The sequence below is a fragment of the Mycobacterium sp. IDUB_24 genome (genome assembly GCF_055419385.1).
Map to the genome: position 1 here is coordinate 264,425 of NZ_JBVAXO010000006.1, position 13,230 is coordinate 277,654.

General features: G+C 66.2%; 12 protein-coding genes. 3 read left to right on the forward strand and 9 right to left on the reverse strand.

Features of this window, described 5'->3' with window-relative positions:
• Positions 1–56: 56 nt before the first annotated feature.
• From ACZYZF_RS21590 to ACZYZF_RS21620, 7 genes are read right to left on the reverse strand one after another with little or no spacing between them, the layout of a single operon-like run.
• The gene (locus tag ACZYZF_RS21590) at positions 57–1,184 is read right to left on the reverse strand and encodes an NDMA-dependent alcohol dehydrogenase (RefSeq protein WP_463744394.1); all 1,128 of its coding nucleotides are present in this window, start codon (positions 1,182–1,184) and stop codon (positions 57–59) included.
• Positions 1,181–2,626, reverse strand: coding sequence for a class I adenylate-forming enzyme family protein (locus tag ACZYZF_RS21595; protein WP_463836779.1), 1,446 nt, complete (start codon positions 2,624–2,626; stop codon positions 1,181–1,183). The genes ACZYZF_RS21590 and ACZYZF_RS21595 overlap by 4 nt, the downstream gene beginning before the upstream one ends.
• The gene (locus ACZYZF_RS21600; protein WP_463836780.1) at positions 2,619–4,055 is read right to left on the reverse strand and encodes a class I adenylate-forming enzyme family protein; all 1,437 of its coding nucleotides are present in this window, start codon (positions 4,053–4,055) and stop codon (positions 2,619–2,621) included. Before ACZYZF_RS21600 ends, ACZYZF_RS21595 begins: the two co-directional genes overlap by 8 nt.
• Positions 4,048–5,508, reverse strand: a complete 1,461-nt coding sequence (locus ACZYZF_RS21605; protein ID WP_463836781.1) for a class I adenylate-forming enzyme family protein — start codon at positions 5,506–5,508, stop codon at positions 4,048–4,050. Before ACZYZF_RS21605 ends, ACZYZF_RS21600 begins: the two co-directional genes overlap by 8 nt.
• Positions 5,508–6,281: an enoyl-CoA hydratase/isomerase family protein gene (locus tag ACZYZF_RS21610; RefSeq protein WP_463836782.1), complete on the reverse strand. Its 774-nt coding sequence runs from the start codon at positions 6,279–6,281 to the stop codon at positions 5,508–5,510. Before ACZYZF_RS21610 ends, ACZYZF_RS21605 begins: the two co-directional genes overlap by 1 nt.
• A gap of 31 nt (positions 6,282–6,312) precedes the next feature.
• Entirely contained in the window at positions 6,313–7,128 is an 816-nt protein-coding gene (locus ACZYZF_RS21615; RefSeq protein WP_463836783.1) for an enoyl-CoA hydratase/isomerase family protein, read from the reverse strand.
• A gap of 14 nt (positions 7,129–7,142) precedes the next feature.
• The gene (locus ACZYZF_RS21620) at positions 7,143–7,937 is read right to left on the reverse strand and encodes an enoyl-CoA hydratase/isomerase family protein (protein WP_463836784.1); all 795 of its coding nucleotides are present in this window, start codon (positions 7,935–7,937) and stop codon (positions 7,143–7,145) included.
• A 91-nt stretch (positions 7,938–8,028) separates the two neighbouring features.
• Here ACZYZF_RS21620 and ACZYZF_RS21625 point away from each other — a divergent pair, with 91 nt between their 5' ends.
• From ACZYZF_RS21625 to ACZYZF_RS21635, 3 genes are read left to right on the forward strand one after another with little or no spacing between them, the layout of a single operon-like run.
• Positions 8,029–8,790: a FadR/GntR family transcriptional regulator gene (locus ACZYZF_RS21625; protein ID WP_463836785.1), complete on the forward strand. Its 762-nt coding sequence runs from the start codon at positions 8,029–8,031 to the stop codon at positions 8,788–8,790.
• Positions 8,780–9,646, forward strand: a complete 867-nt coding sequence (locus ACZYZF_RS21630; protein ID WP_463744386.1) for an enoyl-CoA hydratase/isomerase family protein — start codon at positions 8,780–8,782, stop codon at positions 9,644–9,646. Before ACZYZF_RS21625 ends, ACZYZF_RS21630 begins: the two co-directional genes overlap by 11 nt.
• A gap of 54 nt (positions 9,647–9,700) precedes the next feature.
• Positions 9,701–10,882, forward strand: a complete 1,182-nt coding sequence (locus ACZYZF_RS21635; RefSeq protein WP_463744385.1) for a thiolase family protein — start codon at positions 9,701–9,703, stop codon at positions 10,880–10,882.
• On the opposite strand, the gene ACZYZF_RS21640 is transcribed toward ACZYZF_RS21635, so the two are convergent.
• Together ACZYZF_RS21640 and ACZYZF_RS21645 are read right to left on the reverse strand one after the other, a co-directional pair.
• Positions 10,869–11,693 carry a MerR family transcriptional regulator gene (locus ACZYZF_RS21640; protein WP_463836786.1) on the reverse strand — a complete coding sequence of 275 codons (825 nt, stop codon included), beginning with the start codon at positions 11,691–11,693 and terminating at the stop codon, positions 10,869–10,871. The two genes, ACZYZF_RS21635 and ACZYZF_RS21640, sit on opposite strands and share 14 nt — an antisense overlap.
• Positions 11,694–11,702: 9 nt before the next feature.
• Positions 11,703–13,220 carry a flavin-containing monooxygenase gene (locus tag ACZYZF_RS21645; protein ID WP_463744383.1) on the reverse strand — a complete coding sequence of 506 codons (1,518 nt, stop codon included), beginning with the start codon at positions 13,218–13,220 and terminating at the stop codon, positions 11,703–11,705.
• Positions 13,221–13,230 lie beyond the last annotated feature (10 nt).

Below are 13,230 nucleotides of genomic sequence, written 5' to 3' on the forward strand. Positions count from 1 at the left end.
GCTGACGGTGGCGACGACGGCCAGGTCGTTGTCCGGGACCGTGAAGATGGTGGACGTCACCGGTCGGCGTCCGTGTAGCGGATGACGCCGCGGATGTTGCGGCCCTCCAGCATGTCCCGGTAGGCATCGTTGATCTGGTCGAGGCGGTACTCACGGGTCACCATGTCATCGAGGTTCAGTTGGCCGAGCCGATAGAGGGTCAACAGCTCGGGGATGTCGAACTGGGGGTTGCCGCCACCGAACAGGCTGCCCTGCAAGCTTTTCTGCAGCAGGGTCAACCCGGCCAGGTTGAGGGTCGTGTCGGAATCGACCACATTGCCCATCGCCGTCAGCACACAGGTGCCGCCCTTGGCGGTGAGCTGCATCCACGACTCCACCTCCCGGCCTTCGGCGCGGCCGACGGTCACGATGACCTTGCGGCACATGCGTCCGCCAGTGGCCGCGGCAATTCCGGCCAGGGCGGCAGGCACGTCCGGATATGCCTCGCATGCCCCGAATTTCAGTGCCTGCTCGCGCTTCCATTCGACCGGGTCGATGGCGAAGATGCGCCGAGCTCCGGCGATCGCCGCACCCTGCAGCGCCGCGGTGCCGACGCCACCGATACCGATGATCGCGACGTCCTCGCCGGGTCGGACGTCCGCACTCCGCACCGCCGAGCCGTATCCGGTGGTAACCCCGCAGCCGACCAGGCAGGCCACGTCAAAGGGGATCGTCGGGTCGATCTTCACTACAGAGGTCCGATGCACCACGACATAGGGGGAGAAGGTGCCGAGCAGTGACATGGCAACTACGTTCTGCCCCTTGGTCTGCACCCGGAAGGAGCCGTCGGAGACCGAGGCGCCCGCGAGCAGCCCCATCCCGAGGTCACACAGATTGCGCAGGCCCACCTGGCAGGCCGGGCAGCTACCGCACGACGGGATGAAGGACATCACCACGTGATCGCCGACCTCCAGACCCTCGGTGTCCGGACCGACCTCCACGATCACTCCGGCACCTTCATGCCCGCCCAGGATGGGGAAGGCGGCCATCGGGATGTCACCGGTCATCAGGTGGTGATCGGAGTGACACAGGCCGGCGGTCTCCAGGACCACCTTCACCTCGCCCTTGCGAGGGTCGCCGATCTCGATCTCCTCGATCGACCACGGCTGACCGAAGTCCCAGACCAGGGCACCTTTGGTTTTCATTGTTGGACACCTTCCGCCAGCATGGCTCGTAGTGCGGTGTTGTCGACTTTCCCGGTGGCTCCGCGTGGGACGGCAGCGTCGTCGTCGAGCAGGAGCCACAGCGTGGGCACTTTGAATGAGCTGATGACTGCGCGGGTGGCCGAGCGCAGCATCTCCGCCGAGAGCCCGTCACCTACCACCGCCGCGCCGACCCGATTGGCTTGGTCTTCAGGAACATTGGCCACATATGCGGCGCGGACGCCGGGAATCGCGCGCAGCGCCCGTTGTACCTCGCTCGGGTACACGGTGGCGCCACGGACCTTGAACATGTCGTCAGATCTACCGTGGTAGAACAGGAACCCGTCGCCGTCCAGGCGACCCAGATCTCCCGTCGGGTAGTAGCCGTCGGCGGTGAACACCTCCTCGCGGCTGCGTCGGCAGATTCCCCGCATCACATGCGGGCCGCGGATCTGGATCTCGCCCACTGGGCCGTCACCGGCGATACGTACGTCCATCCCGGCGAACGGTTGCCCACAGCTGCCCCACGCGGATTCCGGCATGTCGGTGTCGGCCCGGTATCCGCAGTACGGGCCGAGCGATTCAGTCATACCCAGCAACGACGCCCGCGCGCCCGGCTCTGAGCGCATACCGTCCGGCAACAGTGCCTCAAGGCTTCCCGGCTGCAGTGCGGGCAGATCTGCGGTGCCGACGTGCCGGGCCAGTGCCTCGGCCTGCTCGGGCCAGCCCCGGAACAGGGTGACCCGTTCGCGCTGTAGCAATTCGAGCGTCGAGTCGGGGTGCGGAACCGGCTCGGTGACCAGGGTGGCCCCGGCCAGCAGAGCTGAGACGATGCCCGCACCGAACCCGCCCACCCAGAAGAACGGCATGGGCAGGTACAGCCGGGTGTCGGCGTTGATGCACCTGGCCTCCAGCCCGGAACGCACTGCGCCCAAGGCATTTCCGTGGGAGTGGATCACCCCTTTCGGCGCACCGCTGCTGCCGGAGGTGAACATGATGACCAGCGGATCGCTGGGCCGCACCGGTGGCAGGGGAGCCGTCCCGGCGAGTGTCAGAACTTCGTCGGGGGTCCAGGTCCGGCGCAGCGACGGTACGGGGCCCGGCACGTAGCGGCGTCCGCGGAACCCTTCGACCGCGATCAGGTGCTGCACCGACGCGGTCCGCAGCTGGGAGGTCAGCTCGTCAGCGGTCAGTAGCGTGCTCAACGGCACCAGCACCGCACCCATCCGGGTCACTGCCAATGCGATCCGCACCCAATCGACACAGTTCGGCATGATCAACCCGACCCGGGTGCCCTTCTCGACTCCCGCCGCCATCAGGCCAGACGCCAATGCGGCAGTTCCTGCGTCGAGTTCGGCGTAGCCGATCCGGGTGTCGGGATCGATCACCATGGGCTTGCCGACCGCCGCATGTGCACGCAGCAACGCGTCGATGGTGTCAGGCATGAAACATCCTCGCCAGCGCCGGTAGGTCGACTTTTCCGCTGGAGAGCATCGGCACGTCGGCGGGACGGCACACCGTGACTGCCCGCGGAATCTTGTACGCCGACAGCCTGGAGCGCAGTGCCTGACGGACCACATCGACATCCACCGGGCTGTCGGTGACGATGACCGCCCCCACGATCTGGCCACGGTCGGCATCGGGCAGGCCGAGCACATGTGCGGTGAAACCCAGTGCCGCCAAGGCTGCCTCGACTTCACCGGGGGTCACATTGGCGCCGGCCGTTTTGATCATCGCGCCGGCACGGCCAAGGAAGTAGATGTACCCGTCCTGGTCGACACGCACCAGGTCCCCGGTGTGAAACCAGCCGTCGGCATCGAAGCAGTCCTCCCGGTTGCGGCCGTAGTAGCCCTGCATGACATACGGTCCGCGGATGCACAGTTCGCCCGAGGGCAGCACTCGGGTTTCGAATCCGGGTGCGGGCCTGCCGTAGCTGCCGCGCCGCTGCTCGGGCTGATCGCCTTCGTCCCCGTCGATCGACATCACACTGCCGGCCTCGGTCATCCCCAACATGTTGTGCCGCAGTTCCGGGTCGGTGGGGCGCGAGTCGGGGGCCATGACGGGGTAGAGGTTGCCGCGGCGCGCCGAGAAGTGCCGGCCGGGGTAGCTGGGGTCCCTGGTCAGGGGTGCGATCCCCGCGACGAAACCATTGGTGACGGTGGGCTTCTCGGCCTCGATCAGGTCCAGGGTGACGGCCGGGACGGTCGCATTGGAGCACACCAGCGTGGCGCCAGCAGCGAGGGTGGCCAACAGACCGAACGCGAACCCGCCGATCCAGAAGAACGGTGAGTTGCAGAACAGGGTGTCCGCCGCGGTCAGCTGCCGAATCTCGTTGAGACTGCGCTGATGCCCGATCAGTGAAGCGTGGGTGTGCACGGCACCCTTGGGCGGCCCCGTCGACCCGGAGGTGTAGATGATGGCCAGCGGATCGCAGTCGTCCACGTCGTCTTCGAGGTCGGCCAGAGTCGGGGCGTCGGCGTGCGGTATATCGAACACCACCCGCCGCAGATACGGCGCGTCGATGCCGGCGAGGCGTTGCGTGTAGTCGTGATTGCGGAAACTGCGCGCCGACAGCAGGATTGCGGTGTCACTGTCGCGTAGTTGGGTATCCAGCTCAGTCGCGGTGAGGAAGGTGGAGTACGGCACCACCACAGCACCGATGCGGGCGGCGGCCAGCATCGCGACCACGAAGTCGACACCGTTGGGGTAGAGCAGCCCGACGTGGGTGCCCTTGCCTGCGCCGAGCGCGATCAGGCCTCCGGCGACTGCCGCAGAGCGGTGCTGCGCCTCGGCATAGGTGATCCGTGCGTCATCGCAGATCAGCAGCGGGCGATCGGTACACCCGCGAAGCAGCCCGCCAACCGTGTCAGACACGTGAGGCGAAATGCTCCCGTACGGCGCCGAGATCAGCCTTCCCCGAAGGAGTTCGGGGAATCGCCTCGACAATGGCGATGTCGGTCGGGATCTCGTAGCGGGCCAGCCGGCCGGCAAGGAAATCCAGAAGCTCCGTCGCGGTGGCTGTGCTGGCTCCGGTGCCGTGCAGTTCCACCATCGCCACCGGGGTTTCGCCGAGCCGGTCATCGGCGATGCCGATGACCGCCGCACCGCGTACCGCGGGGTGGCTCTCCAGGGCGGTGCGCACATCGTCGGGCATGACCTTGAATCCGCCGCGGATGATCGCCTGGTCGGCGCGGCCGAGAATCCACACGAAGCCGTCGTCGTCGATGCGGGCGAGATCGGTGGTGCGCAGCCAGTCCGCGTCGGCGTCGAACTGTGCGGGTTTCACCTCGAGCAGGCCCTTCTCGTTCGGCTGTAGCGGATTACCTCCCTCGTCGACTACCCGCAGCCGGGCGCCGGGATTGGCCCGGCCCACACTGCCGCGCTTGTCCTTCCAGTGCTTCTGGTGGTCGGCGAGGGTCCAACTGGCCACCCCACCGCCGAACTCGGTGGCGGCATAGGAGGTCAGTACCGGGATGCCGAACTTCTCGGTGAAGGCATCGGCGTCGTCGGCCGACAACGGGGCGGTGCCCGAGGTGACGGCGCGGACGCCGGCGAGGTCATCGCGGGTGAGATCGGAGTGCAGCACCATGCGCAGGGCGGCCGGAACCAGTGACACCGCCCGCGGCCGGTACTCTCGCACCGCGTCAGCCCAGCGGTGGAGTTCGAATTTTGGCAACAGCACGAACGAGCGGGCCTCGGCGATGCACAACAGCACCCGGAACACCCCGCCGACATGCACCAACGGCGAGTTGACGATGGCGACCCCGCGGCGCAGTTCGGTTGGTGCCGGGGCATTCTCAGGATCGCGGCCGATGACGCTGCGGGCCAGCATGTCGTAGGTGAGATCGACGCGCTTGGGCGGGCCGGTGGTACCGCTGGTCAGCATCCACACCGCGACACCCGGTCGCCCTGGATCGCGCGACGGGCTCTGGGCGGGCGTGACCTCGGGCGCGGTGTCGAGGTCGCGGATCGTCACTGTCGTCGTGGAAGGGGAGGGGGTGGCCAGCGTGGCGATGTCGTCGGCCAGGCCGATGAGTACCGGCAGGTCGAGGTTTGCGATGTCGGCGCGCGTGCGCTCGTCACCACGGGACGGATTGATCACCACGACGGTGCCGCCGGCGGACAACACACCGAGCAGGGCTGCCACATGGGCCGGCTGGTTGCGCAGCATGATCCCGACCCGCGCGCCTGCCGACACTGCGCCGATGCGCCGTGCCAGCGCCGCGACCTGACCCCAGGTGGACCATTGACCGTCGTACTGGATCGCCGACGCAGCGGGATCCAGGTCGAGAACATCGTCGATGCGTTGCGAAAGAGGATGTGCCATCAGCGGATCCGTGGCGGTGTCTTGGGCAGTGGGCGGTCGGCCAGTTCGGCCTTCGCGATCGGGTTGCCCAGCCTCGTGTAGATGAGGCCCTGGTCCATGGCTGCGCGGTACGGCTTGTCCAGGGACTCCCAGATGGCCTTGACGGTGCCTTGGGTGGCGGTCGGCGGTTTGGCGGCGATGGTACGTGCGATCTCGTCGGCCCGCGCCCACAGGTCCTCGCGGGCCACCACCTCGGTTACCAGTCCGATCCGCAAGGCAGTCTCGGCGCCCACGCGTTCGTCGTTGCCCAGCAACGCCATCCGTAAAGTGTCACCGAGGCCTACGCGGCGCATCAACCCGATCGGTTCGAGCGCGGACACCAGTCCGGCGCTGACGTGCGAATCGAAGAAGGTGGCCTCAGACGAGCAGATCACCACATCTGATTCGTTGACGAAGTACAGCGCGCCTGCGGTACACATGCCCTGCACCGCGCATACCACCGGCTTCCACATCTTCTGCCACTTCGGGCTCAGTAGCTCGCCGGGATCCTCATGGTTCCAGACGATCTCGGGCTGTCCGTAGCTGGACTTGACGTCGAGCCCGGCGCTGAATGCGCGGTCGCCCGCCGCGCGCAACACCACGGCGTTGATGCCTTCGTCGTCTTTGATAGCGTGCCACGCGTCGCGCATCTCGTTGCACATGGCCCGGTTGAACGAGTTCAGCGCTTCAGGGCGGTTCAGCGTGACGGTGGCGACCCTTGATTCATGGTCGAAGTCGACCAGGATGGTATCCATCAGGGCTGTCTCCTCTTCGCGCGAGCGCTCATCAGCGCGCCTGCCAGTTGGGCTTGCGCTTCTCGACGAACGCCCGGGGCCCCTCGAGCGCATCCTCGGTGCGGACCACCCGCTCCCGGAACGTCTCAGCCAGGATCTCGCCCTCGTGCAATGGCAGGTCCAGCGTCTTGTGAATGGCCAGCCGGGTGCCCCGAACCGCAAGCGGGGCATTGAGGCACACCGTGTCGGCGATCTCGTGGGCACGCTCCAGTAGCTTGGCGTGCTCGACGATTTCGGTGATCAAGCCGAGTTCGTAGGCCCGCTCGACAGTCATGCGCTCGTGCTTTCCCATCAATGCCATCCGCAGCGCCACCGACCGGGGAAGCGCACGGGCCAAACGCACCATCTCGCGGGCGGCAACCAGGCCGATGCTCACATGGGGGTCGAAGAACGTCGCCTTGTCCGAGGCGATCACGATGTCGCCGGTGGTGACCCAGTCCAACCCGGCGCCGCAGCAGATTCCGTTGATCGCCACGACGACCGGCTTTGCCATGGTGCGGAACGGCGGGGTGCCCTCCTGCGGTGCCTCCCATTGTTCGTAGGTGGACAGGTAGGGCCGTTCGTTGAGGACCTTTCCGTCGCCGGGGATCTCCTTGACATCGGCACCGGTACAGAACGCGCGGCCGGTGGCGGTGACGATCATCAGCCAGATGTTGTCGTCGTTCTCGGCCTCGGCATAAGCGGCCCGCAGCTCGGTGATCATGTGCGGCGACAGCGCATTGAGCGCATCCGGCCGGTTCAGCGTGATGGTGGCCTTGTGGCCGTCCACCTCGTATTTGATGGTGTCGTACGTGGCAGACACGGTCATGTGTTTCCTTCGGTTCATCGGCCCTGGAAGTCCGGGTCGCGCCGTTCCCGGAACGCGGCCAGGCCTTCCTTGAAATCGGCGGTGCGGCAGGAGAGTTCCAGGTTGGACAGCTCCTGGTTCATGGACTGGGTCAGGGATGCGTGCTGGCCGTAGGCGATGGCCTGTTTGGCCAGCCCGATCGCGACGGTCGGCCCGGCGGCCAGCCGGGCCAGGAGCGCGTCGACCGCCGTGTCCAACTGGTCGGCGGGAACCGCCTCGTGGATCAGGCCCCAGTCGGCGGCGTCGGATCCGGTGACTTTCTCACCCAGCAGCAGCATTCGTTTGGCGCGGGCCACCCCGGCCAGTCGCGGCAACAGCCAGGTCGCCCCGGAGTCCGGGGTGAACCCTCGGCTCATGAACGGCTCCCAGAACGTCGCGTCGGCGTCGGCGATGGTGAAATCGGCGGCCAGCGCCAGGTTGCAGCCCAGGCCCACTGCCCAGCCTCGCACCGCGCACACCACCGGCAGTTGGATGGTGGCGACGAGTTCGATGAGGCGGTGCGCGGTGTGGGGGATACGCCGCACCAGGTCGCCCGCGCGGGGCCGTTGCCCGGTGCTGTTCGTGGCCACCCAGTCCGCACCGGTGCAGAAATTGTCACCGGCCCCGGTGATGGCGACGGCCCGCAGCGAGTCGTCGCCGGCGGCGGCGGTCAGGATGCTGACCAGATCGTCGATCATCTGATGGTTCAACGAGTTACGCCGCGACGGGCGGTCTAGGGCGATGCGCAGGGTGGAGTCCGCGCGGGACGTGGTCACCGAACCGTCAGTCACCTGGAACCCGACCTTTCCTTATCCATACAGTTACCCATACAGTAGGCGATGCGGTTACTATCCTGTACAAGTTAGCAAGGAAAGGTCGCTGATGGAAGGACGCGCACGGCGCATCCGGCAGCCACGGGTTGCCGAGATTGTCGCGTCCAAGCTGCGCGACGACATCCTGTCCGGGCGATTGCGTGCCGGGGACATCCTGCCCACCCAGGAAAGCCTGTTCCAGGAGTTCGGCGTCAGCCCACCGGCGCTGCGCGAAGCCATTCACCTGCTGGAGACCGACGGGCTGATCTCGGTGCGGCGCGGAAACGTCGGGGGAGCGGTGGTCCGGCTGCCGTCACCGGAGCGCACCGCGCAGACGATCAGCATGGTCCTGCAGACTCGGTCGGCCACCCCGGCCGATGTCAGTGAGGCGCTCCTGCACCTGGAGCCGATCTGCGCCGGGATGTGCGCGGCAAGGGAAGATCGGGCTGTCGAGGTGGTGCCCTATCTGCAGGCCGAGATCGACATCCAGACAGTGCAGTTCGACGACACGGCGCAGTACGTGCGGAATGCGCGCAGGTTCCACGAGGTGCTGGTGGCCCGCTGCGGTAACGAGCCGATGATCCTGCTGATCGGATCGCTGGAGCTGATCTGGTCGGCACATGAATCTTCGGTGTGGGGTGATGACGTCGACAAGGCGACCATGCGGGCGGCACTTCGCGACCACCAGCGGTTGCTGGACGCGATCGCCGACGGCAATTCGGCGCGGGCGACCAAGCTCGCCGCTGACCATCTCACCGCCGCGCGGCGCACGACGCTGGCTGCCGGCAACGACAAAACAATTGAAGCGAGGCTGATTTCGCATGACCGATGACCGGGTGCTCTACGAGGTCGATGCGGACAATCGCATCGCCACCATCACGTTGAACAATCCCAAGCAGCGCAACTCCTATGACGCGGCGATGCGCGACGAGGTCGCCCGTTACCTCGATATCGTCGCCGATGACGACGATCTGACCGTCGTGCTGCTGCGCGGCGCCGAGGGCGTGTTCTCCACCGGTGCGGACATGAACAACGCTTACGGCTGGTATGGCGATAAAGAGAAACAACCCGCCAAGTCGCGCCCCAGCCAGCGTCGTCGACTCACGGTGGACCGCAAGTCGTTTGGCTTCTATCACAACTTCATGGGATTCCCGAAGGTCACCGTCGGTGAGATCGGCGGCTACGCGTTGGGCGGCGGGTTCGAGATGGCTCTGATGACCGACATCTCGGTGATCGCCCGCGATACCAAGATCGGGATGCCGGCCACCCGGTTTCTCGGTCCCGCGCTGGGTAGCCTGCACATGTTCTTCCACCGGCTCGGCCCGGTGCTGGCCCGACGGATGTTGCTGACCGGCGACATCATCGAGGCCGGCTCCATCGAGCATCTCGGCATCTTTACCGACACCTGTGACGCGGACCAGGTGACGGCCCGGGCACAGTACTGGGCGGCCAAGGCGGCCAAGATGCCCGCCGACGGGGTGGTGATCGCCAAGGAGGCGTTCCGGCTCGTGGAACAGAGCCAGGCGTACCAGGGGGAGGAAGTGGCCAGCTACATCTTCCACGCCTATGGCACCAACCTGCAGTTTTCACCCGGCGAGTTCAACTTCGTCAAGACCCGCGCGCAGCATGGCACGAAGGAAGCGTTCCGGCTCCGCGACGAACATTTCCACGTCCCCGAACCGCAGTAGTTCACCCCGCCCTGTTACCGTTACATAACGTCTAGAGATCGTAAAGGTGGATTCATGCCAAAACCTGTCATCGTGGGCGCTGCCCGCACGGCGATCGGCCGCTCCTTCAAGGGGACGCTGGTCAACACCACCCCCGAGACCCTGATCACCACGGTGCTGCCCGAGGTCGTGCGTCGTGCCGGGATCGCCCCGGAGTCGATCGACGATCTGATCTTCGCCGAATCCAACTACGGTGGCGGCGATATCGCGCGCTACGCGGCCGATGCCCTGGGCTGGGAGTCGGTGCCCGGTCAGGCCGTCAACCGGCACTGTGCGGGGTCGCTCACCGCGATCGGCAACGCGTCCGCGCAGATCGGCTCCGGCATGGAGCGGGTTCTGGTGGCCGGCGGTGTGCAGTCGCTGTCCTCGTCGCCGCTGATGAAGTGGCGGGTGCCCGGGTTCGGGCCCGAGATCGAGTTCATCGAGCCCTGGATGACCCCGACGCATGTCGAGACCCCGGACGCGCCGATGCGCGACATGTCGATCACGGTCGGGTGGAACACCGCGCAGGCGGCCGGGATCACCCGCGAGGACATGGACGCCTGGGCCGCGCGGTCACACCAGCGCGCCATCGCCGCGATCGATGCGGGCAAGTTCCTCGACGAGATCGTGCCGTTGAAGGTGTCGCAGCCAGACGGGTCCGTCATCGAATTCAGCGTCGACGAGCATCCGCGCCGCGGCACCACCGCCGAGAAGCTCGCCGAACTCAAGGTCCTGCACCCGGAGATCGAAGGATTCTCCATCACCGCGGGCAACAGCAGCGGTACCAACGACGCTGCCGCTGCTGTCGCGCTGGTCGGCGACGACTATGCGGCCGCGGAGAACCTCAACGTCATGGCCAAGGTCAGGGCGTGGGGCGCGGTCGGTGTCGCCGCCCGCGACACCGGTCTGGGCGGCGTCGAGGTGATCGGCAAGGTTCTGGACCGCGCCGGCCTCAAGCCGTCCGATGTGGCGCTGTGGGAGATCAATGAGGCGTTCGCCTCGGTGCCGATCGCCGCGGTGCGCAAGTACGGCATCGACGAGGAATTGGTGAACTTCTCCGGCAGTGGTTGCAGCCTCGGACATCCGATCGCTGCGTCCGGTGCCCGCATGGTCACCACGCTGGTCTACGAACTCCAGCGCCGGGGTGGCGGCATCGGCGTCGCCGCGATGTGCGCGGGCGGCGGCCAGGGCGGCGCGGTCATCATCGAGGTTTAGCTCGTTTGACGTGAGCCCGGCGGGGACCATCCGGGGTGGTCTTCCCGTCGGGCTCACGTTGGGCGGCCGTCTCCGGGCCCGCTGCCTGATACTCGTGCAACTCGGCACGGACAGCTTCATCGAACGCGCGGTCCAGGCTGGCATGCGCGAGCTGGCGCGCCGCCCTGCGCATGGTGTCCACGAGGTCGGCGGCCCAGGCGAGTTCGGCATCATTGGTGGGGACCCACCCCGGCCCCCGCTGGCGGACCACCTCGGTATGCCCGCCGTGGGTCATCTCACGAGCGGCGGCGTCGAGCAACTTGTCGACCGCGGTTCTCGTTTTCAGAAGTATCTCGAGCGGCATTCCGCGGGAGACGAGTGAGCCGAAGTCATCGATGAGGCGTACATCGCTGACCGAGTAGATGTTCTCGTCGGCAGTCGGCTCGATCAGGCCGTGGGTGGTCAGCCGGCGCAGCATCGAGATGTCCAGGTCGCCGAGCCGTTCTTCCAGCTCGGCGAGGGGCATTGTGCGTGGCTTGGGCCGTGACCACGGCGCGGTGACCAGTTCCTCAAGGTCGGACAGATCCAGGACATCGACGAGGTCCTGTCCGGGCTGCAACCCGGTCAGGAATTTCATGATGTGCTTGAGCGTGAAGCCCTCGCCGAGCAACCGGGTGATGGCGCGCAATTGGCGCAGGTGTCGATCGGTGTAGATCGCCACCCTGCCCCGACGCTGGGGCCGGGGCAGGAGCCCGTTGTCCTGGTAGACACGCACGTTCCGGGTTGTTGTCCCCGCCTCCCGAGCGAGGTCGTCAATCCGGTACTCGGTCACCACGGAATCCTATCCGGTGGCCAGGGGACTGCCGCTGACCTGCGCCAGGGCAATGTTGTTGTCGCGGCCGGCGGTGATCTTGTAGTCGTGCAGATTGACGCTCTTGAGCTGATTGACGTATTGGGTGGCAAACCCCGGATACATGGTGGCGTTGAAGCCGTCCTCGGTCAGATACCAGCTCTGGCAGCCGGAGTTCCATGTGGTCGAACCCAGGCGCCGTTGGATGTCCTCGTTGTACCGGTTCTGTGCCTCCGTGCGGACGTCGAGCGACTTCCAGTCGTGCCTCAGGAGGGTTGAAATCGCCTCGACGATGTAGTCGATCTGAGCCTCCATGTACACCAGTGCCGAACTGTGTCCGGGCCCGGAGTTCGGGCCGAAGGTGAAGTACAGGTTGGGATAACCCGATACCGCGACGCTGCGATATGCGTAGGCACCGCGACTCCATTCGGCGGCCAGCTCACGGCCGTCGATTCCGGTGATCGGGAACGGCGTGCCGGCCTTGCAGACATCGAACCCGGTGGCGAACACAATGCAGTCGAATTGGTGCTCGATTCCCTCGACGGTGCGAATTCCGTTGGGGGACAGGCGGGCTATCGGCCAGGTCACCAGCCTGCAATTGTCTGCCTGCAGGGCGGGGTAATACTCGCTGGTCATCAGCAGCCGCTTGCATCCGGCCGAGAAATCCGGCGTCAGTTGGCGTCGCAACCACGGATCCTTCACCTGCAGACGGAGATTTGCGGAGCTGACGGCTTCGACGATCCGGGTGAACGGGGTATCCCAAACCACACCGAGGGCTACCGACTCGTGTCCCCAGTACCACGCGCTGCGCATGAGGCTCTGGGTCAGCGGGATGCTGCGGTAGAGGCGCTTGAGCCGGCCGCTGGTCGGCGTGTTGATCCGCGGCAGAACCCATCCCGGGGTGCGCTGAAAAACCTTGACCGACTTCGCCGTTTTCACCAGTTCGGGCACGATCTGCACCCCACTGGCACCGGTCCCGATGACCGCGACACGTTTGCCGGCGAAGTCGTAGCCGTGGTCCCACCGGGCGCTGTGAATCTTGTGACCCTCGTAGGTGTCGATCCCGGGGATGTTGGGGAAACTGGCGTTGGCCAGCGGGCCGGACGCGACGATTACATTGCGCGCCCGCACCGGGTCCCGACCTTCCAGATTCACGGTCCACTCGCCGGCCGGCGCATCGTATGAAACGCCGACGACAGTGTGGCCGAACCGGATCTTCGGTGCGAGGCCGGACGATTCGACCATGCCGTCGATGTACTCGAGGATCTCGGCACTGCCCGAATAGGTGTGCGACCAGTCCGGGTTGGTCGCGAAACTGTACGAGTACAGCCGGGACGGGATGTCGCACGCGGCACCGGGGTAGGTGTTGTCGCGCCAGGTTCCGCCGACTCGGGAGTCGCGCTCGAATATCACGAAGTCGTCGATGCCGTCGGCCTTGAGTCGGATGGCCGCGCCGATGCCGGCGAATCCGGCACCGATGATGGCAACTGACAAGGAAGAAGAAGTCATGTCGTCGATC

What these genes read in the sequence shown, in the direction of transcription:
- ACZYZF_RS21615 (WP_463836783.1), bottom strand. Translation starts at nt 7,128, where the DNA reads ATGACCGTGTCTGCCACGTACGACACCATCAAATACGAGGTGGACGGC.
- ACZYZF_RS21625 (WP_463836785.1), top strand. Translation starts at nt 8,029, where the DNA reads ATGGAAGGACGCGCACGGCGCATCCGGCAGCCACGGGTTGCCGAGATT.
- ACZYZF_RS21610 (WP_463836782.1), bottom strand. Translation starts at nt 6,281, where the DNA reads ATGGATACCATCCTGGTCGACTTCGACCATGAATCAAGGGTCGCCACC.
- ACZYZF_RS21635 (WP_463744385.1), top strand. Translation starts at nt 9,701, where the DNA reads ATGCCAAAACCTGTCATCGTGGGCGCTGCCCGCACGGCGATCGGCCGC.
- ACZYZF_RS21605 (WP_463836781.1), bottom strand. Translation starts at nt 5,508, where the DNA reads ATGGCACATCCTCTTTCGCAACGCATCGACGATGTTCTCGACCTGGAT.
- ACZYZF_RS21645 (WP_463744383.1), bottom strand. Translation starts at nt 13,220, where the DNA reads ATGACTTCTTCTTCCTTGTCAGTTGCCATCATCGGTGCCGGATTCGCC.
- ACZYZF_RS21630 (WP_463744386.1), top strand. Translation starts at nt 8,780, where the DNA reads ATGACCGATGACCGGGTGCTCTACGAGGTCGATGCGGACAATCGCATC.
- ACZYZF_RS21590 (WP_463744394.1), bottom strand. Translation starts at nt 1,184, where the DNA reads ATGAAAACCAAAGGTGCCCTGGTCTGGGACTTCGGTCAGCCGTGGTCG.
- ACZYZF_RS21595 (WP_463836779.1), bottom strand. Translation starts at nt 2,626, where the DNA reads ATGCCTGACACCATCGACGCGTTGCTGCGTGCACATGCGGCGGTCGGC.